This window comes from Micromonospora marina (assembly GCF_900091565.1).
Classification (GTDB): domain Bacteria; phylum Actinomycetota; class Actinomycetes; order Mycobacteriales; family Micromonosporaceae; genus Micromonospora; species Micromonospora marina.
The window spans coordinates 178,943-200,224 of the sequence record NZ_FMCV01000007.1; the positions used below are offsets into that span (position 1 = coordinate 178,943).

The window sequence follows — 21,282 nt, forward strand, 5'->3', positions numbered from 1 at the left end:
CGATGCTCCTTCCCCCGTAGGACAACGGCGTGCATCGCCGTCTAGTCGCATGAGGGTATCGAAGGGGGACGACAGAGGCGTACGCCGATTCGGGTGGCCTGAGCCGACCGGGCGGACCGCATCGGCGCGGTGCAGGTGTCCGCCCCGATCGGGCAGTTGAACTGCGGCGCCGCCTCACGCGGCGTGTCGGCCACGAAGTCGCCGGACGCGGAGCAGCCGTGCGCGAACGTGTGCTCCAGCATCAGCCAGTGCCCCACCTCGTGCGTCAGCGTGTCGCCGAGCGCGTACTTGCCGGCCGTGCCGCCCGGCATCGACTCGTCGAGCATCACCACGCCGTCGATGTAGTCACGGCCGTTGTTGTAGCCCTTCGGGAAGTACGCCCAGCCGAGCAGCCCGTCACCGATGTTCGCCGCGTAGATGTTCAGTCAGGCGGCGCTGAGCTTCCGCAGCACGTACTGGTTGAGGCGCATGCCCTCCTCGGCGGCATGGCTGAGCCGCCGCCCCCGGTGCCGGCGCGCGACGCTGCGCCAGCGGCGCACGCCCACGACGGCGAGCCGCTCCTGGTGCCCGGGCGCGGGCACCAGGCAGCCGTTCGCCCACAGGTCGGCGAGTGCCCGCACGATCGCCGCCCGGGTCGGGTCAGTCACGGAGGTAGCGGGCGCGACGGCCGAAGTCGTGGAAGCCGAGCCTCCGGTACAGCCCGGCCGCCGGGTTGTCGTCGTTGACGCAGAGCCACGCGGCCTCCGCGCCCGCGCCGGCGAAGCCACGCAGCACGCGCGCCACCAGGTACGCCCCGACCCGCCGCCCGCGCCACAGGGGCACCACGCCGACCTGGTCGATCCAGTCGTCGAGCACTGTGACGAAGCCGGCCGCCTCACCGGCCGGGCCGCGCGCCAACAGCGTCAACTCCGGGCGGAAGTCCTCGTCGTCGCGCAGGTCGCCCAGCCACTCGCCGGCCTCGGGCTCCACGAATCCGGGCCGATCGGCGAACGACAGGCGGTAGATCGCGAACAGCTCCGGCCCGAGCGTGGCCTGCTCCACGGTCACGCCGTCCGGCGCGGCGACCGCGGGTAGCGCGTCGAGGTCGTGCCGCAGCACCCACTCCGTGAACGTCCGCGTGTAGCCGCGCGCCGCGAACAACTCCTCCGCGCCCGCGTTCCACGTCTCCGTGGTGACCAGCAGGCCCGCGTCGCCCGCCTGCTTCTCCGCCCAGTCCAGCAGCGTGCCGCCGAGCCCGCGTCCCCGCCACACCGGGTGCACCAGGCCGGTGGCGGTGGCCGGCGTCCGCGCCGTGCCGACCCCGACGGCCGCGACCAGGTCGCCGCCCGACCAGGCGCCGTGGGTACGCGTCTGCAGCAGCCGCGCCCGCGCCAACGGGGTACGCCCGAACAGCGGCAACCCGCCGTCAGTGGCGAGACACGCCTGCGCCAGCCCGGTCAACGCGGGCAGGTCGTCCTCGCCGTACTCCCGCCAGACCAGCCCGTCGATCCCGCTCACGCCCACTCCCGCCACCGCCGAGCCCGACCCCACGGTCCAGCTCCCCGAGGCAGTAGGCCCCACCCCTCCCGTGAAGGTCAACCAAATTGCCGCCTCGGCGAGAGCCACAAATCCGGCACCGCGAGGGCCGCAACGAAGGTCAGCGAGGCGGTGAGGGGGTTGGGGTGGCGTGGATCAAGATCGTGGCTCCGGCGGACAACGGGGCCAGAAGCCACTTCAAGGGCTGCTCGTCCTCGGCCGGGTCGATCACCAGGTGGTCGCCCGGGTGCAGGTCGAGCTGGGTGGCGATCTCGGCGGCCAGGCGGCGCCACGCGCCGAAGCTGGTGCCGTCCGGCGTGGCCGGGTCGGACGGGTCGACGGCTGTGTAGTCCGGCGGGTCGGTCGGGTGCCGCAGCACCTCGGCGGACCAGTCCAGCCAGCCCGGCGGCACCTCGGCGAGCGGGCCCGGCCCGGTCCCCACCAGGTAGCGGTGCGTCCCCTCGGGCACGTCCTCCAGCCAGTCGTCGAGGCGCTCCGGGGTCACGAGCACCGCGTCGTACGGCCGGTCCGCGCCCGGTTCCAGCACCGGCAGCCCGGCCAGCGCGCGGGGCCGGAACGAGACCGTCAACCCGACCGACCAGGCCCCGAGCAGCACCGCGGCGGTACGCCAGTGCGGCGGCAGGAGCACCGCCACCCGGTCACCGGGGCGCAGTCCGCACCCGTCGCGCAGCAGCCCGGCGCTGCGGGCGGTCCACTCGCCGAGTTGCGCGGCGGTGAGGTCGGTGCGTTCCCCGGTCGCGTCGTCGTGGTAGCTGAGCAGCGTATAACCGACCGCGTCGGGCGTGACGGCGACGGTTGCCTGGTGGGCCATGCGCGGACTCCTGTCTGCTGGTCCGCCCACCCTAACCGTCCGAGCCGCCCGTCCGGCGCAGCCGAAGCAGCCCGGGTCAGCGCGCGGGCAGCTCGGGACCGCCGTCGAGCAGCGGGGCCAGCAGGTCACCCTGCTTCGCCACCCGCTTGAGCACCTCCCCCGCCGTGTACGGCTTCGTCGACGGCCGCTTGCCGGACGCACCGGCCTCCACCTCGTCCCAGGTCAGCGGCGTCGACACCGAGGGCACCGACTGGGCGCGCAGCGAGTACGGCGCCACAGTCGTCTTCGCCGCGTTGTTCTGGCTCCAGTCGATGAAGACCTTGCCGGGGCGCAAGTTCTTCGCCATCTTCGACACGATCAGCTTCGGGTGCGCCTGCTCCAGCTCCTGCGCGATCCGTTTGGCGTAGTCGGAGACGATCTCGGCGTCCTGCGTACCGGCGATCGGGCAGCAGAGCTGCATGCCCTTCTTCCCCGACGTCTTCGGGAACGAGGAGATCCCGTCGGAAGCCAGCCGGTCGCGCATCAGCACCGCCACCTGGCAGCACTGCTCGAGCGCGGCCGGGGCGCCCGGGTCCAGGTCGACGACCATCATGTCCGGGTGCGCGCCGATCTTCCACTGCGGAGTGTGCAGCTCCAGCGCGGCCAGGTTGGCCAGCCACACGAGCGTGGGCAGTTCGTCGCAGACCACGTAGTCGATGGTCTCCCGCCCCTTCGTCGATCCGGGGGCGGGCAGGTTCTCCTTCCGTACCCAACCGGGGGTCGCGGCGGGCGCGTTCTTCTCGAAGAACGAGCCGCCGTCGACGCCGTTGGGGAACCGGATCCGGGTCAGCGCGCGGTCCCGCAGGTGCGGCAGCAGCACGGGGGCGATCCGGGTGTAGTAGTCGATGACCTCGCCCTTTGTGAAACCCGCCTTCGGGAACAGCACCTTGTCCAGGTTGGACAGCTCCAGTGAGCGCCCCTCGACCTCGACCTTGAGCCGGTCAGACGGCATCGTCGACCTCCTCGGGCGGCTTGTCCGGGCGCAGGCGCAGGATACGCGGGAAGCGCAGCCGGCCGTCCGGCGTGCGCTGGCCGTACTTGACCTCCACCACGACCCGGGGAGTTACCCAGATCGCGCCGCGGGCATCCTCGCGCGGCACACCGGCGGCGAACGGCGAGTCGGCGGTGCGCAACGGTTCCAGCTCGCGGAGCAGTTCCCGTTCGATCGCCGCGCCGATCCCGCCGCCGACCCGCCCCCGATAGACCAGCCGCCCGTCCGGGCCGGGCACGCCGACCAGCAGGCCGCCGACGCGCCGCGCGCCTGGTCGCCAGCCGCCGACCACGAAGTCGGCGGTGACCTCCAGCTTGACCTTCACCCAGTCCGGCGAGCGCACGCCGGGCCGGTAGAGCGAGTCGGCCCGCTTGGCCATCACCCCCTCCAGCCCGTGCTCGCCGGCCGCCGCGTAGGTGGCCGGGCCGTCGGCGAAGACCGGCGGCACCGCCCACCGGGCGGCGCCGAGCCCGAGCGACTCCAGCGCCGCCCGCCGCTCCCGCCACGGGCGGGCGGTCAGGTCGACGCCGTCGAGCCGCAGCAGGTCGAAAACCATGTACGTGACGGGTACGGTCGCCGCGAGCCGCGCCGCCTTCGCCGGGTTGCGGACGTGCATCCGCTCGGCGAGCGCGGTGAACGAGGGTTGTCCGTCGGTGAAGAGGACCACCTCGCCGTCGAGCAGCGCGTCGCCTACCTGCTCGGCCAGGTTGAGCAGTTCCGGATACGCGGTGGTGATCTCGACGCCGGAGCGTGCGTAGAAGTGCCGGTCGCCGCGGGAGATGTCGGCGAGCGCGCGGACGCCGTCCCACTTGAACTCGTACGACCAGCCCGCGCCGGCCGGGAGCTGCCCGGTCGTCGCGAGCATCGGCTTCAACGGCGCGCCGGGCACCTCCTGACTGTAGTTGCGTAGCGAAGCGCGTGCGTCCCGTTCGATCGTTTGCGATTCTGGTGGTCAACCGGGGAGAGGAGCGCGGGCATGCGGGCGATCTGGAAAGGAGCGGTGTCGTTCGGCCTGGTGTCGATCGGGGTGAAGGTCTACTCGGCCACCGAGGAGAAGGACATCCGCTTCCACCAGGTGCACCGTGAGGACGGCGGCCGGATCCGCTACAAGCGCACCTGCTCGGTATGCGGCGAGGAGGTCACCTACGACGACATCGCCAAGGGGTACGACATCGGCGGCGGCGAGATGGTGATCCTCACCGACGAGGATTTCGCCGACCTGCCGTTGAGCACCTCGCACGCGATCGACGTGCTGGAGTTCGTACCGGCCGAGCAGGTCGACCCGATCCTCTACAACAAGGCGTACTTCCTTGAGCCGGAGGGCTCGGCGACCAAGCCGTACGTGCTGCTGCGCGACGCGCTGTCCGACTCGGAGCGGGTGGCGATCGTCAAGGTGGCGCTGCGCCAGCGCGAGCAGCTCGCCACGCTGCGGGTCCGCGAGGGCGTACTGCTGCTCAACACCATGCTGTGGCCGGACGAGATCCGCCGGCCCGACTTCGGTTTCCTGGACGAGGACCTGAAGGTGCGCCCGCCGGAGCTGGCGATGGCCAGTTCGCTGATCGACTCGATGGCCGGTGAGTTCGAGCCGGATGCGTTCACCGACGACTACCGGGCGGCGTTGCAGGAGGTCATCGACGCCAAGGTCGAGGGCCGCGAGGTGGTGCAGCCGGAGGAGGAAGAGGCGGCGCCGGCCGCCGCGGTGGACCTGATGGCGGCGCTCAAGGCGTCCGTGGAGCGGGCCCGCGCGGCCCGGGGCGAGGCGCCGTCCGGTGGCGGCGCCGAGCCGACGCCGATCTCGTCGGCCCGCTCGGCGAAGAAGGCCGCGAAGAAGGCGCCGGCGAAGAAGGCCGAACCAGCCAAGAAGACCACCGCCAAGAAGACCCCCGCGAAGAAGACGGCGGCGAAGAAGGCCGAACCGGCCAAGAAGACCACCGCCAAGAAGGCGCCCGCGAAGAAGAAGACCGCCTGACGCGTACGGCGAAGGCCCCGCCCCGGGTGGAGGGCGGCGCCTTCGCCGCTCAGCCGCGGCCGAGCTTCTCGGTCGGGGTGGCGCGGACGGGCCGGGTCTTCTTCGCTGAGGATCGCCATGGTTCGGGACGTATCCCTGCGCGGTGCCCCCGCATCGGGCTTCGTGTCCGGATCGTGGCGGGCGCAGCGGCACGCTGGGGGTCCGGGCGGGTACCGTGTGCGCTGGCCTCGGCGGCGGCCCGCCGGGGGCGCACCCACCCACCCTGCAGGGAGTCGACGTGAGCGAGCGTGTGGAGAACCGGTCGGCGGGCCAGGCCCCGGCCACCAAGGCACAGCGGCGGCTGGCCGCCCAGCTGGCCGAGAAGAAGGCGGCCGAGGCGCGCCGTCGCCGGCAGTCGATCCTCGGCGCGGCCGTCGGTGTGCTCGCCGTGGTGGCTCTGGTCGGCGGCCTGGTCTGGCTGAACAGCGGGGACGACGACAAGGCGTCCACCGCCGGCTCCTCGGCCAGTCCCACCGCCCCGGCCGAGCCCACCGCGCCGCCCGCTGCGGAGCTGCCCGCCGGCATCGACCCGGCGTTGAAGACCAAGCCGACTGTGCAGGCCGGAACCGGTGAGCTGACCAAGCTCACCGTCACCACGCTCGTCAAGGGCACCGGCCCGGCGGTGAAGGCCGGGCAGAACATCACCACGAACTACGTGGGCGTCTTCTACAAGGACGGTAAGCAGTTCGACGCGTCCTGGGACAGCGGCCAGCCGGCCACCTTCCAGATCGGCGTGGGCCAGGTCATCAAGGGCTGGGACCAGGGCCTGGTCGGCGTGCCGGTGGGCAGCCGGGTCCAGCTGGACCTCCCGGCCGAGCTGGCGTACGGCAACGACGCCGCGGGCGGCCGTCCGGCCGGGCCGCTGCGCTTCGTCGTCGACGTGCTGGCTGCGCAGTAGCTCACTCCGGGCTTCCGTCCGGTCACCCAGCGGCAGTAGGTTCGTGGTCACCACGGGCGGTACGTCCGCCCGTGGTGATCTGCCCACCGACGCGGAGGTGCACGTGGCGGCGCTGGACGAGACCGGGGTGGCCCGGCAGATGTGGACGCTCTACGAGCCGGTCCACGCGGTCACCTACTTCCATCCGCGCGCCCGCGCCGCGTTCGAGGCGGTCGGGCTGCGGGGTTACTGGCGCGGCTACTTCGCCGGCCGGGCCGCGCCGCTCGGAGCGGTCGACGCGCCCGCGGTGACCGCCGCGTTCTTCAGCTTCGCGCCGGCCATGGTGGCCCGTGCGCTGCCGTCGGTGTGGCGCCTGGCCACCCCGGAGGAGGCGCTGCGGGCCCGGCTCACCGGTGGCGTCCAGGCGCTCGCCGAGTTCACCTACGAACTGCCCGAGTCGCATCTGGTCGAGGCCGCCGACCTGCTGGCGGAGGCGGCCGGCCGGGTGGACGTCGCCGGGCGGGTGCTCGGCGCGGTGAACGCCGCGCTGCCCCGGGGCGAATACCCGCTCGCCCGGCTCTGGCAGGCCGCCGCCACGCTGCGCGAGCACCGCGGAGACGGCCACGTGGCGGCGCTGGTGACGACCGGGCTGGAACCGGTCGAGGTGGTGGCCTGGCGGTGCCGGGTCGACCAGTCCCGCGAGTTTCACCAGCCGGCCCGGGGGTGGACCGACGAGCAGTGGACCACCGCCGAGCAACGCCTGGTGGAGAAGGGCTGGCTGACCGCCGAGCTGAGTCCCACGCCGTACGCCACTGAGACGTTCCGCGTGGTCGAGGAGGCCACCGACCGGGCCGCGGCGGGTCCGTGGCGGGCGCTGGGCGCGGAGCGTACCGCCCGGCTGCGGGAGCTGCTGGAACCGATCGCGACGCGCTGCCGCACGATCATCCCGTCCCAGGCCCCGATCGGTCTTCCGGCGCAGCGTTCGGCGTCGGCGGCGCTTCCGCGGTGAGTCCGGCCGTCGGCTGGGGCAGGATGGTCGACGTGGTGGACGCGGTGCTCTTCGACCTGGACGGCGTGATCGTGGACTCCGAGCCGGTCTGGGAGGAGGTCCGGCGCGCGTACGTGGCCGAGCACGGGGGCACCTGGCAGCCGGACACGCAGCGCCGGCTGATGGGGATGAGCACCGGCGAGTGGGCCGCGTACCTGAGCGGTGAGCTGGGCGTCGACAGGTCGGCCGAGCAGGTCGCCACCGAGGTGGTGACCGAGATGGCCCGGCGGTACGCGCAGCGCGTACCGCTGATCGACGGCGCGGACGCGGTGGTGCGCGGCATGGCCGCGCGGTGGCCGCTGGGGCTGGCCAGTTCCTCACCGACCCGGCTGATCGCGGCGGCGCTGGACGCGACAGGGCTGGCCGGCGCGTTCGGCGCGACGCTGTCGACCGAGGAGACCGCCCGGGGCAAGCCCGCGCCCGACGTGTGGCTCGCGGTGGCGCAGCGGTTGGGCGTCGACCCGGCCCGGTGCGTGGCGGTGGAGGACTCGTCGAACGGGGTCCGGTCGGCGGCCGCCGCCGGGTGCCGGGTGGTGGCGGTGCCGCACTCGTCGTACCCGCTCGACCCGGACGCGCAGGCGTTGGCGGCCGTGCTGCTCCCCTCGATCGGCGCGCTCACGCCCGAGCTGGTCGAGGGATGTTAGGAAGGGGCCCTTCCTCTACCTGAGGCGTTAATAGGGGGCCCTTCCTTGAATGGAGGGACGGCGATGAGGGCGATCGTGTACGAGCGCAGCGGGGACGCCTCGGTGCTCCAGGTGGCCGAGCGGCCGGTGCCGGAACCCGGACCGGGCGAGGTGCTGGTCCGGATGGCCGTGTCGGGCGTGAACCCGACCGACTGGAAGGCCCGCCAGGCGTGGCCGCTGCCGGCCGGCTGGCAGATCCCGCACCAGGACGGCGCCGGGGTGGTCGAGGCGGTCGGTGGGGGCGTGGACGGGACGCTCATCGGTGAGCGGGTCTGGGTGTGGGAGGCGGCGTGGCAGCGGCCGTGGGGCACCGCCGCCGAGTACACACTGGTCCCGGTCCGGCACGCGGTGCCGCTCGGTGCGGCCTCGTTCGACCTGGGCGCGACGCTCGGTATCCCGTTCATGACCGCGCACCGCTGCCTGACCGCGGGCGAGTTCATGCCGGACAAGCTGCACGCCGGCGCGCTGAGCGACCACGTGGTGCTGGTGCAGGGCGGTGCGGGTGCGGTGGGCAATGCGGCGATCCAGCTCGCCCGGTGGGCCGACGCGTGCGTGATCACCACGGTGAGCAGCCCGGAGAAGGCGCAGCTCGCGGCGGCGGCCGGCGCCAGCTTCGTGATCAACTATCGCGAGCAGGACGTGGTCGAGGAGGTCCGCAAGGTCGCGCCCGACGGGGTGCACACGATCGTCGAGGTGTCAGCCGCCCGCAACGCCGCCGCCGATGTGCGGATGCTGCGCACCGGCGGGGCGGTCTGCGTGTACGCCGACGACGGCGGTGGCGAGGTGACGTTGCCGATCCGGCCGCTGATGGGCCCGAACGCGCGCTGGCAGTTCGTGTTGATCTACACCGCGCCGAAGGTGGCGAAGGCTCAGGCGGTGACCGACATCGCGGCGGCGGTGGCGCAGGGCGCGATCCGGGTCGGCGAGGAGGCGGGGCTGCCGCTGCACCGGTATCCGCTGGCGGAGGCCGCCGCCGCGCAGCAGGCGGTGCAGGACGGCGCGGTGGGCAAGGTGCTGGTGAGCACCGCCGACGAGTAGGCGACCGGATTTCCCCGACAGCCGGACAGACGCGAACAAGTTTCGCAACAATGACGGTGCGGGTCACCCCGTAACGGACGGGCGGCCCCGGCGCGGTGCGAACGCCGGGGCCGCCCTCTGGGGAGGAACGTCCGTTGGGAACTCGTTCCTACCCGTGTAGGCGACGGTACGCCGCGAAACGTTACGACGCGGTCAGTTCCCGCACGTCGAGCCCGCCGTCGGCGTACCGCGAGCGCACCACCTTCTTGTCGAACTTGCCGACGCTGGTCTTCGGCACCGCGTCGATGAACGCCCAGCGCTCCGGCAACTGCCAGCGGGAGACCGAACCGGCGAGGAAGTCCCGCAGCTCCTCGGCGGTCACCGAGGCGCCCTCGCGGACCACCACAGTGGCCAGTGGCCGCTCGTCCCAGCGCTCGTCCGGTACGCCCACCACGCACGCCTCCAGCACCGCCGGGTGCGCCATCAGGGCGTTCTCCAGCTCGACCGAGGAGATCCACTCCCCGCCCGACTTGATCACGTCCTTCGCGCGGTCGGTGAGCGTGATGTAGCCGTCCGGCGAGAGCGTGCCGACGTCACCGGTACGCAGCCAGCCGTCCCGGAACTTCTCCTCCTCCGGGGCGTCGTCGCCGATGTACCGCGCGGTCACCCACGGTCCGCGTACCTCCAGCTCGCCCACCGACGTCCCGTCGGCGGGCAGCGGCTCGCCCGCCGGGCCCACGATCCGCGCGGTCACACCCGCCGGGACGCGGCCCTGCGTGTAGCGGTAGCGCCAGGCGTCGTCGCCGGTCGCCCCGGCCGGCGCCCGGGAGACCGAGCCCAGCGGCGACATCTCGGTCATGCCCCAGGCGTGGATGACGTCGATGCCGTAGCGATCGTGGAACGCGTGCATCAGCGCCGGCGGGCAGGCCGACCCGCCGACGATCACCTCCTTCAATGAGGAGAGATCCACCTCGTGCGCGTCCAGGTAGGCCAGCAGGTCGGTCCAGATGGTCGGCACCGCCCCGGCGAGCGTGGGGCGCTCGGCGGCGATCATCGCGGCGATCGGCTCGGCCTGGAGGAACCGGTCCGGCATGATCAGGGAGGCGCCGGAGAGGAACGCCGCGTACGGCAGGCCCCACGACATCGCGTGGAACATCGGCACGATGGCCAGTTCCCTGTCGTTCGGGCCGAGCCCGAAGCCCTCCGGCATGCACACCTGGAGCGAGTGCAGGTAGATCGAGCGGTGGGAGTAGGCGACACCTTTGGGGTGGCCGGTGGTCCCGGAGGTGTAGCAGAGGGCGGCGGCGTCGCGCTCGTCCACCTCCGGCCAGTCGAAGTGGTCCGGGCGGTCGGCCAGCAGCGCGTCCCAGTGGTGCACGGTGATCCGGTCGCCGGCCGCGGCCAGCAGCGGGGCCGGGTCGCCGCCGCCGACCACCACCACGTGGGTCACAGTGGTCATCTCGCCGATCACCCGGGCGAGCAACGGGATGAGCGTGCTGTCGACGAGCACCACCCGGTCCTGCGCGTGGTTGGCGATGTAGGCGACCTGGTCGGGGAAGAGCCGGATGTTGAGCGTGTGCAGCACCGCGCCCATGCTCGGGACGGCGAAGTACGCCACCAGGTGCTCGTTGTTGTTCCACATGAACGTGCCGACCCGCTCGTCGCCGGTCACCCCGCACTCGTCGCGCAGCGCGTGGGCCAGCCGGGCGGCGGCACGGCCGACCTCCGCGTACGTCATCCGGCGGGGTTCGGCACCGGTCCAGGTGACCACCTCCGCCGCGCCGTGCACGGTGGCGCCGTGTTCGAGGATCCGGGCGACCTGGAGCGGGGCATCCATCATCGTGCTACGCATGGGTAACAACGTAGTGGCGGCGGTCACATCTGCGGAACCCCCGGATTCGTCGAGGTGATCGCGGATGATGCGTAGATTGTCCGGGTGAGCATCTCGTGGGCCGACTCGTACGTGGGGCAGCTCCGCGCCCTGGCCGGTGACCGCACCCTGATGTTCGTCGGCGCCCGCGCCGTGGTGCGCGACAACGCCGCCCGGGTGCTGCTGATCCAGCGTTCCGACAACGGCCAGTGGGCGTTGCCGGCCGGCGCCATGGAACTCGGCGAGTCGATCGCCGACTGCGCGGTCCGGGAGGTCCGGGAGGAGACCGGGCTGCGGGCGCTGCGGGTCAGCGCGTTCGCGCTCTACACCGGCCCGGACCGCACCCACACCAACATGTACGGGCACACCTACCAGGTCTTCACCACGGCGTTCCGGGTCGACGAATGGGACGGCGAGCTGGCCCGGTTCACCGACGAGACCACCGACTCGGGGTTCTTCCACCCGGCGGACTTCCCGCACCCGCTGTCGTCGAGCGTGCACGAGACGCTCGCCGACCTGGACGTGTTCGAGCAGACCAACCGGCTGATCCTCAAGTAGCCGGGCGCGGGCGCCTTTGAGCCGGGACGCGAGTTCTCAGTAAGCGGTGTGCCGACCCTCGGCGAACTCCTCGACGATCTTGGCGCAGAACGCCGGCAGGTCGTCCGGCTTGCGGCTGCTGACCAGCCCGTTGTCGGTGACGACCTCCTGGTCGACCCAGTTCGCGCCGGCGTTGGTGAGGTCGGTGCGCAGGCTCGGCCAGGAGGTGACGGTGCGGCCCCGCACCACGTCCGCCTCGACGAGCGTCCACGGGCCGTGGCAGATCACGCCGACCGGCTTGCCCGCGTCGAAGAACGACTTGACGAACCGGACCGCCTCCGGGTCCGTCCGCAGGAAGTCGGGGTTCGCCACGCCACCGGGCAGGACCAGGCCGTCGTACGCCCCGGCGTCCGCCTCCTCCTCTCCGGGGTACGTCTGCACGGTTCCCCCGCCCGATGCCGCGAAACCGGACGCATCGGGTGGCCCGCGTCGCGTTTGGCCCGACAGCCCGGGGGGATCCGCACAGGCATGGCAGGAGCAGCAGCGGAAGAGCGCCGGCTGGCCACCGTCGTGGCGAGCTGGCAGCAGCGTCCCGTGCTGGTCGTCGGGGACGCCATGCTGGACGAGTGGCGGTTCGCCGAGTCGGAGCGGCTCTGCCGGGAGGCGCCCGCACCGGTCCTCACCCTGCGGCGGCGGATCTCCGCGGCCGGGGGTGCCGCGAACACGGCGGTGAACGTGGCAGCGCTCGGCGGCCGGGCCGCCCTGGTCGCGCCGGTCGGCGCCGACGTGGCCGGCGACGAACTGCACGACTGCCTGGACCGGGCGGCGGTCTGGGACCGCACGGTGAGCCAGCCGGGCCGCCCCACGCCGGTCAAACGGCGGATGCTCGCCGGCAACCAGATCCTGCTCCGCGAGGACTCCGGCGGTCCGGAGGACGGGCTGGACGCCGACGGCGTGGCCCGCCTCCTGACCGCGCTGCACTGTGCCACCGAGGAGCTGCGGGCGGTGGCCGCCGGTCAGCCGCTCACGCTCGTGGTCTGCGACTACGGCCTGGGCGCGCTGCCCTCGGCGGTACGCGCCTGGCTGGTCGCCAACCGCGACCGGTACGGCACCGTGGCGCTCGACGCGCACGACCTGGCCGACTGGCGCGGGCTGAACCCGACGGTGGTGACGCCGAGCTTCGCCGAGGCGACCCGGCTGCTGGCCCGCGCGGCGGCCGGGTTCGCGCACGCCGAGCGGGGTGCCGTCCCCAGCGGCGACGTACATCTGAACCACCGGGCGGAGACCGACGGCCCGTCCGAGCTGATGGTGGGCGCCGCCCCCGGCGGGTCCGGTGAGCGCGTACCGGGCAGCCCGCACCCGGCCTCCGGCACGCCCGCCGCCGAGGCGCTGGCCGGCCCGACCGGCGAGCCCGTGCCGGGCGAGGAGCGGGTGGCGCTGACCGGCGACGGCCTCAGCGTCACCGGGACCGGCGTGACGGTGAACGCGGCGGCCGGCGCCGGGGTGGACCGGGCCGTACTGGCCGAGTCGCGCCTGCCCGAGCTGCGCGCACACACCGGCGCCGACGTGGTGGCGGTGACACTGGACACCGAGGGCGCAGTGGTCGGCGGCGCCGAGGGCGAACCCCGGCGCAGCCACAGCACCCCGGTCCCGGCCAGCCACGCGGTGGGCGCCGGGGACGCCTACCTGGCGGCCATGACGCTGGCGCTCGCCGCCGACGCGGGCCTGCCCACCGCCGCCCAGCTCGCCCAACTCGCCGCCACCATCACGGTGGCCGACACCGGTACCTGCGTGTGCCGACGGCAGGATCTGCTGGCCGCGCTGGGCACCGGCGCGGACGAGGGCGGGCATCCGGCCCTGGTCGGCGCCGACGAGCTGGCCGCGCTGGTGGGCGAGCACCGGCGGGCCGGGCGGTCGGTGGTGTTCACGAACGGCTGCTTCGACGTGCTGCACCCGGGGCACGTCCGCTACCTGACCCAGGCCCGCGCGCTCGGCGACCTGCTGATCGTGGCGGTCAACTCGGACGGCAGCGTACGGCGACTCAAGGGCCCGGACCGGCCGGTCAACCCGGTCGAGGACCGGATCGCCCTGCTGGCGGCGCTGGCCTGCGTCGACCACGTGGTGGTCTTCGAGGAGGACTCGCCGGCCCGGCTGATCGAGGCGGTCCGCCCCGACGTCTACGTCAAGGGCGGCGACTACCCGCCGGAGATGGTGCCGGAGGCGCCGCTGGTCCGGCGGCTGGGCGGTCAGGTGCGCACGCTCGGGTACGTGCCGGACCGCTCCACTTCGGCGATCATCGACCGGATCCGCGCCCACCCGGTCGGCGAGGGCAGGCCGGCGTGACCCGTCCGCTCGACCCGGGCACGCCCGGACGGTTCCGGCGTCACCGGCGGCTCGACGTGCTGATCCCCACCCGCAACCGGCCCGCCGAACTGGCTGTCACGCTGTCCGGGCTGGCCGCCCAGGAGGGCGTACCCGGTTTCGGGGTGGTGGTCAGCGACCAGTCCGACGGTGATCCCGCGTACGCGTACCCGGCTGCCGCCACGATGGTCCGGGCGCTGCGCCACCGGGGGCACCCGGTGCTGCTGACCCGGCGGCTGCCCCGGCGCGGCCTGGCCGAACACCGGTCGTACCTGCTGGCCCAGTCGGCGGCCGACGCGGTGCTCTGCCTCGACGACGACGTGTGGCTGGAGCCGGGCGCCCTGTCCCGCCTGGTCATCGCGCTCGGCGAGCTGGGCTGCGGGTTCGTCGGCAACGCCGTGCACGGCCTGTCCTACGCCGACGACGTCCGCCCGGGCACGCACCAGCACTACGAGGAGTGGACCGGGCCGCCGGTGCCGGAACGGATCGTTCCCGGCACGCCGGAATGGCACCGGGCGTCCATCCACCCGGCGGCGAACCTGCTGCACATCACCGAGAAGCTGGGCCTGGCGGCGGGCGAGTGGCGGGCGTACAAGATCTCCTGGATCGGCGGATGCGTGCTCTACGACCGGGCCAAGCTCGTCGAGGCCGGCGGCTTCGACTTCTGGGAGCGGCTGCCCGAGCGGCATCAGGGCGAAGACGTCGCCGCGCAGCTGGCGGTGCTGGAGCGCCACGGCGGCGCCGGGGTGCTGCCCAGCGGGGCCTACCACCTGGAGTCGCCGACCACCGTTACCGAACGCGACGTGGAGGCGTGGGAAGTGCTGCTCAGCGAGTCGCCCGCGGAGGTGTGAGCAGCTCCCGGGCCGCCTCGACCACCTCGGCGACCGGTACGTCGGCCACGAACGACACCCGGTGCGGGCACTCGCCGTCGCCCGGCCGGTGCGGGTAGATCCCGGGGGTGCAGTCGACGCCGCACACCGGGCAGCGGGTGGTCCAGGCCGCGATCGGGCGGTGCCGCCCGCGCAGCGGCGACGCCCCGTTGATGAGGTTGCCGATCCAGAACACGCCCACGGTCGGCGCGCCCACGGCGGCGGCCAGGTGCAGCGGGCCGGTGTCGTTGGAGACCACCAGCGCGCAGTCCGCGTACGTGGCGGCGAGCGCGCCCAGGCTGAGCGTGCCGACCTGGGGACGCACCGGAACACCGGCCGCCGCCACCACCGCGTCGACCGCCTCCTGCTCCGCCGGGGTGCCGGTGACCAGCACCTCGTACCCGTCTCCGGTCAGCTCGCGGGCGACCTCGGCGAAGCGTTCCGGCGGCCAGCGGCGCCGGGTGTCGGTGGCGCCCGGGTGCAGCGCGACCCGGGGGCGGGTGGGTTCGCCGAGCACGGCGGCGGCCTCCGCCCGGTCGGCGGCGGTGACCGCGAGCGCCGGGGTGATCGTGGTGGCCGGCGCCCCGACCAGGGCCGCCACCTCCAGGTAGCGGATCACCTCGTGCTGGTAGTAGACGTAGCGCATCCACCGGTCCAGCGGCGGCGCTCCCTCGGCCCGCAGGCCGGCGGTGACCCGGGCGCCCAGCCCGGCCACGAACGGGTTCGAGTTGCCGCCGCCGCCGTGCACCTGCAACGCCAGGTCGAACCGTTCGGCGCGGGCGGCGGCCAGGAACGCCGGGACGTCACCGGGTTCCTCGCCGGGTCCCGGGTCGCGGATGCCGGGCGCCGCCGGCACCACCAGCACCCGGTCCACCGGGCCGGGCCGGTCCCGCCAGAGCGCCGCATGCCACGGCGCGCCGAGCAGCACGATCTCGGCCGACGGGTACGCGGACCGCAGCGCGTCCAGCGCCGGCAGGACGAAGATGAAGTCACCGAGCGCGTTGGCGCGCAGCACGGCGATCCGCTCGACGTCGGGGACGCGCTCGCCGACCGGGCCGAGCAGCGACGGCTCCGGGTCGCGGCGCGCCGAGCTGGAGTCGTCGGGCGGGCTGGTCACGCGGCCCTACGGCCTGTCGATCTCGTCGAGCGCGGTGTCCGGGTGGTGCAGCTCCCGGTCCGCGGCCGGGTCGGCGGGCATCGGCGTACGGTCGGCACCCGGTCGCGGACCGGTCCGGCCGACGGTGATGGTGCGCGGCGCGGGCCGGGACGCCCGGGGCAGGCGCACCCGGAGCAGGCCGTGGTCCATCACCGCGTCGATCCGGTCCGGGTCCACCCGGGACGGCAGGTCGACGCGATACTCGAAGCCCCGGGTGGTGAACCCGCCCGGAATGCCGTGGTCGGCGTTCACCTCGGCCTCCGACCGGGCGCGTACGCACAGCTCCCGGTCGTCCAGCTCGACGGCGACCTCCTCCGGCGCCACGCCGGGAAGCCGGACGACCACCTCCCAGCCGTCGGCCGTCTCGGCCAGATCCACGTCCTGGTTGCCGGACCGTCCACCGACCAGCCGGCTCAGCTCGGAGCGCAGCGACTGGAGTTCGCCCATCGGATCCCAGCCCTGCTGGCCGCCACGCCAGCCCTTCTGTTCGGTCATCGCACGTCTCCGATCCGCTGTGTCGACGAGGGGGGTCGCAGCGAGCTGGGCGCGTTCAGGTCGTGCTCCGGGTCGACGCCGACACCGAGCCGGTCCACCAGCTCGCCGCCGAGCCACGCCCCCACCCCGAGGATCGCCAGGGCGACCACCTCGATGGCGACGAGCGCGCCGCCGGCCGCCCGCGAATCCGCGTTGAGCCGGACCGCCCAGACCGCGGCGAACAGCAGGATGACCGCCACGTTGGCGGCGGCGTGGGTGAGACCGACCCGCTTGGCGCGAGTGCCGGCCGGCAGGGCGAGCAGGTCGAACGCCCCGGCCGCCGCGGCCAGCAGGCCACCGATCAGACCGACGGTGATGTTCCAGTACGCGACCTCGGCCAGGAAGCCGGGCCCGCCGACGGTGTCCACCAGGTCGAAGATCACCGCGGTCACGAAGAGCGCCACCGGGAACATCACGAGCATCGGGTGCACGGGATGGCCGAGCACCTTGAGCCGGCTCTCCATCTCGGCCTCCATTCGTCGCTTCCGGACACGCGCTGCGATCCGGTCCCTACCCGCCGGAACCGGGGGCAAACCCGGCGCTCGACGCGCTCTCCTAGGCTGACAGTGGCGGATCACGGCCCGTCGCGGGTCGGAACCGCCGTCAAGGTCAACGGACGGGGGAGGAAGACGTGACGACCCGGGAGATCACCAGTGAGTCCGAACTACGCGAACTGATCGGCACACCGGCACCGCGGGCGGCCGCCAAGGACCGTCGTACGCTGCACGAACGCGACCGGGAGTGGCTCGCCGCCTCGCCGTTCTGCCTGATCGCCACCGCCGGCGCGGACGGGACCTGCGACGTCTCCCCCAAAGGCGACCCGCCCGGGTTCGCGCTGGTGCTCGACGACACCACGATCGCGATACCGGAGCGGCCCGGCAACCGGCGGGCCGACGGCTACCGCAACATCCTGGCCAACCCGCACGTCGGGTTGATCTTCCTGATCCCCGGCCGCACCGACACGCTGCGGATCAACGGCCGGGCCCGGCTGATCGCCGACGCGCCGTGGTTCGCCGGCATGGAGGTCAAGGGCCACCGGCCGGTGCTGGCCGTCGAGGTCGCGATCGAGCAGATCTTCTACCACTGCGCCAAGGCGTTCCTGCGCTCCGGCCTGTGGCAGCCGGAGACCTGGCAGCCGGACGTGCTGCCGACGCGGGCCCGACTGATCAAGGAGGTGGAGGCCCCGGCGGAGAGCCTCGCCGACCTGGAGCGCCACTACGGCCCGGGCTACCTGGAGACGCTCTACCGCTGAGCGCGTCGGCGCGCCGCAAGCTATCCGGCCGGCGTGAAGCGCGCCGGCACGCCGACGTCGGACAGGGCGCGGGCGAGGTGTGGCGCTGTCGTCTTCACGTACGCCGCACCGATGTGCGAGCCACCCCGGTAGATGAGCACGTTGCCGAACACCACCGGGCACCTGTCGGTCGGGCAGACGGCGTCGAACAGGTCGATCATCTTGACCTTCGGCGCGCCGGACACCGCCTGCCGCTGCATCCGGTATGCCGGGTCCTGGTCGTGCCGCTCCCTGTCGAACGCGCAGCGGGACAGGCGTTTGCGATTCTTGTCGGCGCACGTCACCGCCGGTCCGGGGCCGGGGTTGTTGGCGAGCACGACGACCTGCGTGCCTACGGCGTCGAGCTTCTTCCACGCGGACCGGACCCCGGCGACCATCGCCTCGACGGTCGGCTCCTCGGCATCGCTGTCGAAGGCGCGCGCCGCGCCCTGCGAGGTGACCAGGTAGTCGGGCCGCTCCTCGACCAGTTTGCGCATCAGCGACCGGTTCCAGTCGATGCAGTCGGTGTAGAGCTTGCTCGGGTCGTCCGCCCGGACCGCGGGCGCGCTGGTGAACGGGCACGACGCCTTCGCGGCGATCAGGATCTTCCAGTCGTTCTGCTCGGCCAGCACCTGGAACGCGGGCAGCCACTGGTCCATCTTCGAGTCGCCGACGAGCGCGACAGTGGTGGACGCGTTCGGGTTGCCGTACGTGCAGGACAACACCTCGGCGCCCTCGACCTGCTGGAAACACTTGTCCCGGTTGGTGTCGGGCACGTCCATGAAGCCCTGCCGGATCTGCAACGGGTCCGGCGTGATCACGTCGAACCGCTCCGGAACCGGGCCGATCGGCGCGGTGCCGGGCGCTGTCGACAGCAACGCGGCGCCCGGGGCGTACCGGCCCTTGGTGGTGGTCGCGGCGGCGGCCCACGCGCCCATCAGCACCAGCACCATGCCGGCGCAGATGCCGACGAGCGTGAAGTTGCCGCCCAGGCTCAGGGCCAGACGCGGCGACGTGGAGATCTTCCGCGAGTAGCGCAGCGGGTTCTCCACCAGCTTGAACGTGATCCAGGCCGGGATCACCGAGGCGAGCGCCACCAGCAGGCCCTCGGTCAGCGACAGGTCACCGAAGTGCGCGGCGGCCACCACGAGCATCGGCCAGTGCCACAGGTACAGCGAGTACGACAGGTCACCGATCCACTGGAACGGACGCGTGCCGAGCACCATCACCGGCCCCCGGGAGCCGGCCGCGGCACCGGCCGCGATGACCGCTGCCGCGCCGAGCGTGGGCAGCGCCGCCGCGTACCCGGGCCAGGCGGTCTTCCCGCTGACCAGCAGCGCCGCCGCGACGATCGCGGCGAGGCCGAGCCACCCGAGGACGACCGCCACGGACCGGGGCATCCGGGCGGCGCGGACCGCCAGCAGCGCGATCGCGGCGCCGACCCCGAGTTCCCACAGCCGGGTCGTGGAGACGAAGAACGCGCGCTCGGGCGAGTTCGCCGTCTCGATGATCGACCAGACGAACGACGGCACCGCCAGCACCGCGAGACCGACCCACAGGACCGGCCGTACGCTCGCCCGCCGGAGCTTGCGCGCGGCGACGATGGCCAGCACGATCAGCAGCGGCCAGAGCAGGTAGAACTGCTCCTCCACGGCGAGCGACCAGAAGTGCTGGACCGGCGACGGCGCGACGTCCTCGGCCAGGTAGTCGACCGCGCGGTCGGCGAACCGCCAGTTCACGATGTAGGTCGCCGCGGCGGCGATGTCGCGGCCGATGACCTGCCACTCACCCCGGGGTACGAACAGCCGGACCGCGACGGCGGTGGCGGCCAGCACCACGGTGGCCGCGGGCAGGATGCGCTTGGCCCGGCGGGCGTAGAAGCCGACCAGCGAGACCCGGCCGCTGCGCTCGATCTCCGAGATGAGCTGGCCGGTGATGAGGAAGCCTGAGATCACGAAGAAGACGTCGACGCCGACGAAGCCACCGGGGATGAACGGCAGCCCGGCGTGGTAGAGCAGCACCAGCCCCACGGCGACGGCCCGCAGGCCGGCGACGTCGGCCCGGAACCGGCTCGGCGTCGCCTCCCTGGCCGGTTCGTGTCCGGTCGTCGCGCCGGCCGGCTCCGCGACCGGCGAACCTTCCCGATCGGCAACTTTCGTCAACGGCGGGGAAGTCATCGCGATCCTCAAACTCTGCGGGCTGGGGGCGAGGGAACGATAGCGGCTTGGTCACGCGACGGACAATCACGCCGCACCGACTCGTGGAGCGGGTGCCGCGGCGCGCGAGCGCGCACCCCGGTGCGACGAGCAGGCCGCTCCGACCCTAGACCGTCGCACGGCGGCGTAGGGGGCAGGGTGGATACCGCGGGTGGTGCCGGCCTGCGATGGGGTTGAATCGGCGGGTGGCGAAGACGCTGACGATCACCACCCGCAACGCGAGCTTCCAGCAGTGGCAGGCGCTGCTGACCAACCGCACCAAGCGGCAGCGCTCCGGGGAGTTCCTGGTCCAGGGGGTACGCCCGATCACAGTGGCGCTGGAGCAGGGCTGGGAGATCCGCGCCCTGCTGTACCCGGACCGGCAGCCGCTGTCCCGCTGGTGCCGCGACCTGCTCGACCGCACCGACGCCCGGCGGGTCGCCCTCGCGGCGGAGCTGATGCGGGAACTCAGCGGCAAGGAGGAGGAGTCGCCCGAGCTGCTGGCCGTCGTGGCGCAGCCCGCTGACGAACTGGCCCGCATCCCGGCCGGCCCGGCGATGCTCGTGGTGGTCTTCGACCGCCCCAAGACCCCCGGCAACATCGGCACCCTGGTCCGCTCCGCCGACGCCTTCGGCGCCTCCGGCGTGATCATCACGGGCCACGCCGCGGATCCGTACGACCCGAAGGCGGTCCGGGCCAGCACCGGGTCGCTGTTCGCCGTACCCGTGGTGCGCGTCGCCAGTCACCGCGACGTCCTGGACTGGGTCGCCGCGGTGCGCGCGGACGGACTTCCGCAGGTCCAGATCATCGGTACGGACGAGCACGGGGACGTGGACGTCGCCGAGCACGACCTGACCGGCCCCACTGTCCTGCTCATCGGCAACGAGACGCACGGGCTCAGCAAGGGCTGGCAGGAGGCGAGCGACCGGACGGTCCGGATCCCGATCGCAGGGGCGGCGAGTTCGCTGAACGCGGCGGCGGCCGGGACGGTGGCGCTCTACGAGGCGGCCCGGCAGCGCGGCGGGAGCCGGTAGCCGCTCGGCCCTGGCGCTGCGGGGCAGCCAGGTGTCCTGCGCCGGTTGATGATTGCGCTGCGGCCTCGGCTGGCGGCTGACGTCAACGGTAACCACGTCGACTGGGTCGAGCTATATCCAAGTCACCCGGTCTCTTCGGGACGCCGCGCAGGCGTGAAAATGGTGGGTAGGTCGCCCGCCGACGCCGATCGATCTTGGTCCGTTTGAGGCCGTGTGCAAGTCTGGCGCCGGGGCCACGGACCTCACGGGTCACGCATTGTTGCTTCGAGCACGCCGGTCAGATTTTCGGTTTCCGACCGAGGCCCCCGGGCGGCCTGCCTCCTGGTCGATCACGGGTGCACGGAAGGGAACGAGGGATGGGTGGCAGGCGGGTCGAGGAGATCCCGGACGCCGACAGTGAGCAGGTCTGGCAGCGGGTGTGTGCGGTCGATGTGGCGAAGGAGTCC

At 73.1% G+C, this 21,282-nt stretch carries 20 protein-coding genes and 2 pseudogenes; 10 read left to right on the forward strand and 12 right to left on the reverse strand.

Annotated features, from left to right (window positions below; translation table 11 throughout):
* Positions 1 to 122: 122 nt before the first annotated feature.
* The 6 genes and pseudogenes from GA0070215_RS11820 to ligD (GA0070215_RS11845) all read right to left on the reverse strand — a co-directional run.
* Positions 123 to 425 (reverse strand): annotated as a pseudogene (locus tag GA0070215_RS11820) (M43 family zinc metalloprotease); the annotation flags it as partial.
* The gene (locus GA0070215_RS11825; protein WP_091045163.1) at positions 426 to 647 is read right to left on the reverse strand and encodes a hypothetical protein; all 222 of its coding nucleotides are present in this window, start codon (positions 645 to 647) and stop codon (positions 426 to 428) included.
* Positions 640 to 1,497, reverse strand: a complete 858-nt coding sequence (locus GA0070215_RS11830; RefSeq protein WP_091045247.1) for a GNAT family N-acetyltransferase — start codon at positions 1,495 to 1,497, stop codon at positions 640 to 642. Before GA0070215_RS11830 ends, GA0070215_RS11825 begins: the two co-directional genes overlap by 8 nt.
* A gap of 139 nt (positions 1,498 to 1,636) precedes the next feature.
* Positions 1,637 to 2,347: a TIGR03089 family protein gene (locus tag GA0070215_RS11835; protein ID WP_018785686.1), complete on the reverse strand. Its 711-nt coding sequence runs from the start codon at positions 2,345 to 2,347 to the stop codon at positions 1,637 to 1,639.
* Positions 2,348 to 2,423: 76 nt separating this feature from the next.
* The gene (gene ligD / locus GA0070215_RS11840; protein WP_018785685.1) at positions 2,424 to 3,338 is read right to left on the reverse strand and encodes a non-homologous end-joining DNA ligase; all 915 of its coding nucleotides are present in this window, start codon (positions 3,336 to 3,338) and stop codon (positions 2,424 to 2,426) included.
* Positions 3,328 to 4,266 carry a non-homologous end-joining DNA ligase gene (gene ligD / locus GA0070215_RS11845; protein ID WP_091045166.1) on the reverse strand — a complete coding sequence of 313 codons (939 nt, stop codon included), beginning with the start codon at positions 4,264 to 4,266 and terminating at the stop codon, positions 3,328 to 3,330. The genes ligD (GA0070215_RS11840) and ligD (GA0070215_RS11845) overlap by 11 nt, the downstream gene beginning before the upstream one ends.
* An 87-nt stretch (positions 4,267 to 4,353) precedes the next feature.
* Between ligD (GA0070215_RS11845) and ku the strand changes: the two genes are divergently transcribed.
* The 5 genes from ku (at position 4,354) to GA0070215_RS11870 (ending at position 9,031) form a co-directional block, all read left to right on the forward strand.
* Positions 4,354 to 5,346 carry a non-homologous end joining protein Ku gene (gene ku / locus GA0070215_RS11850; protein WP_026267947.1) on the forward strand — a complete coding sequence of 331 codons (993 nt, stop codon included), beginning with the start codon at positions 4,354 to 4,356 and terminating at the stop codon, positions 5,344 to 5,346.
* A 277-nt stretch (positions 5,347 to 5,623) separates the two neighbouring features.
* Complete coding sequence (locus tag GA0070215_RS11855; RefSeq protein WP_026267946.1) at positions 5,624 to 6,283, forward strand: FKBP-type peptidyl-prolyl cis-trans isomerase; 660 nt, start codon at positions 5,624 to 5,626, stop codon at positions 6,281 to 6,283.
* A 139-nt stretch (positions 6,284 to 6,422) separates the two neighbouring features.
* Positions 6,423 to 7,271, forward strand: coding sequence for an SCO6745 family protein (locus tag GA0070215_RS11860; protein ID WP_208600331.1), 849 nt, complete (start codon positions 6,423 to 6,425; stop codon positions 7,269 to 7,271).
* A gap of 23 nt (positions 7,272 to 7,294) precedes the next feature.
* Complete coding sequence (locus GA0070215_RS11865) at positions 7,295 to 7,954, forward strand: HAD family hydrolase (protein ID WP_018785680.1); 660 nt, start codon at positions 7,295 to 7,297, stop codon at positions 7,952 to 7,954.
* A gap of 63 nt (positions 7,955 to 8,017) precedes the next feature.
* Positions 8,018 to 9,031 carry an NADPH:quinone reductase gene (locus GA0070215_RS11870; RefSeq protein ID WP_091045175.1) on the forward strand — a complete coding sequence of 338 codons (1,014 nt, stop codon included), beginning with the start codon at positions 8,018 to 8,020 and terminating at the stop codon, positions 9,029 to 9,031.
* A gap of 181 nt (positions 9,032 to 9,212) precedes the next feature.
* Here GA0070215_RS11870 and GA0070215_RS11875 read toward each other — a convergent pair whose 3' ends face one another.
* Entirely contained in the window at positions 9,213 to 10,847 is a 1,635-nt protein-coding gene (locus GA0070215_RS11875; RefSeq protein WP_208600332.1) for a fatty acid--CoA ligase, read from the reverse strand.
* Between the two features lie 99 nt (positions 10,848 to 10,946).
* Here GA0070215_RS11875 and GA0070215_RS11880 point away from each other — a divergent pair, with 99 nt between their 5' ends.
* Positions 10,947 to 11,438: an NUDIX domain-containing protein gene (locus tag GA0070215_RS11880; protein ID WP_018785677.1), complete on the forward strand. Its 492-nt coding sequence runs from the start codon at positions 10,947 to 10,949 to the stop codon at positions 11,436 to 11,438.
* Positions 11,439 to 11,474: 36 nt separating this feature from the next.
* Here GA0070215_RS11880 and GA0070215_RS11885 read toward each other — a convergent pair.
* Positions 11,475 to 11,834: pseudogene (locus GA0070215_RS11885) on the reverse strand (type 1 glutamine amidotransferase domain-containing protein); the annotation flags it as partial.
* 111 nt (positions 11,835 to 11,945) lie between these two features.
* Here GA0070215_RS11885 and rfaE2 point away from each other — a divergent pair.
* Positions 11,946 to 13,760 carry a D-glycero-beta-D-manno-heptose 1-phosphate adenylyltransferase gene (gene rfaE2, locus GA0070215_RS11890; protein ID WP_091045178.1) on the forward strand — a complete coding sequence of 605 codons (1,815 nt, stop codon included), beginning with the start codon at positions 11,946 to 11,948 and terminating at the stop codon, positions 13,758 to 13,760.
* Complete coding sequence (locus tag GA0070215_RS11895) at positions 13,757 to 14,629, forward strand: glycosyltransferase family 2 protein (RefSeq protein WP_091045185.1); 873 nt, start codon at positions 13,757 to 13,759, stop codon at positions 14,627 to 14,629. The genes rfaE2 and GA0070215_RS11895 overlap by 4 nt, the downstream gene beginning before the upstream one ends.
* On the opposite strand, the gene GA0070215_RS11900 is transcribed toward GA0070215_RS11895, so the two are convergent.
* From GA0070215_RS11900 to GA0070215_RS11910, 3 genes are read right to left on the reverse strand one after another with little or no spacing between them, the layout of a single operon-like run.
* Positions 14,604 to 15,764 (reverse strand): glycosyltransferase family 9 protein, encoded by a 1,161-nt coding sequence (locus GA0070215_RS11900; RefSeq protein ID WP_091045188.1) that lies wholly within the window; start codon positions 15,762 to 15,764, stop codon positions 14,604 to 14,606. The two genes, GA0070215_RS11895 and GA0070215_RS11900, sit on opposite strands and share 26 nt — an antisense overlap.
* A 6-nt stretch (positions 15,765 to 15,770) precedes the next feature.
* Complete coding sequence (locus GA0070215_RS11905) at positions 15,771 to 16,298, reverse strand: Hsp20/alpha crystallin family protein (RefSeq protein ID WP_091045191.1); 528 nt, start codon at positions 16,296 to 16,298, stop codon at positions 15,771 to 15,773.
* Entirely contained in the window at positions 16,295 to 16,801 is a 507-nt protein-coding gene (locus tag GA0070215_RS11910) for a DUF2231 domain-containing protein (RefSeq protein ID WP_026267939.1), read from the reverse strand. Before GA0070215_RS11910 ends, GA0070215_RS11905 begins: the two co-directional genes overlap by 4 nt.
* 167 nt (positions 16,802 to 16,968) lie before the next feature.
* Between GA0070215_RS11910 and GA0070215_RS11915 the strand changes: the two genes are divergently transcribed.
* A complete protein-coding gene (locus tag GA0070215_RS11915) occupies positions 16,969 to 17,589 on the forward strand; it encodes a pyridoxamine 5'-phosphate oxidase family protein (RefSeq protein WP_091045193.1) in 621 nt (206 codons plus the stop codon).
* A gap of 20 nt (positions 17,590 to 17,609) precedes the next feature.
* Here the strand turns inward: GA0070215_RS11915 and GA0070215_RS11920 are convergent, their stop codons facing one another.
* The gene (locus tag GA0070215_RS11920) at positions 17,610 to 19,784 is read right to left on the reverse strand and encodes an acyltransferase family protein (RefSeq protein WP_091045196.1); all 2,175 of its coding nucleotides are present in this window, start codon (positions 19,782 to 19,784) and stop codon (positions 17,610 to 17,612) included.
* A 224-nt stretch (positions 19,785 to 20,008) separates the two neighbouring features.
* Here GA0070215_RS11920 and GA0070215_RS11925 point away from each other — a divergent pair, with 224 nt between their 5' ends.
* A complete protein-coding gene (locus GA0070215_RS11925) occupies positions 20,009 to 20,836 on the forward strand; it encodes a TrmH family RNA methyltransferase (RefSeq protein WP_018785668.1) in 828 nt (275 codons plus the stop codon).
* Positions 20,837 to 21,282 lie beyond the last annotated feature (446 nt).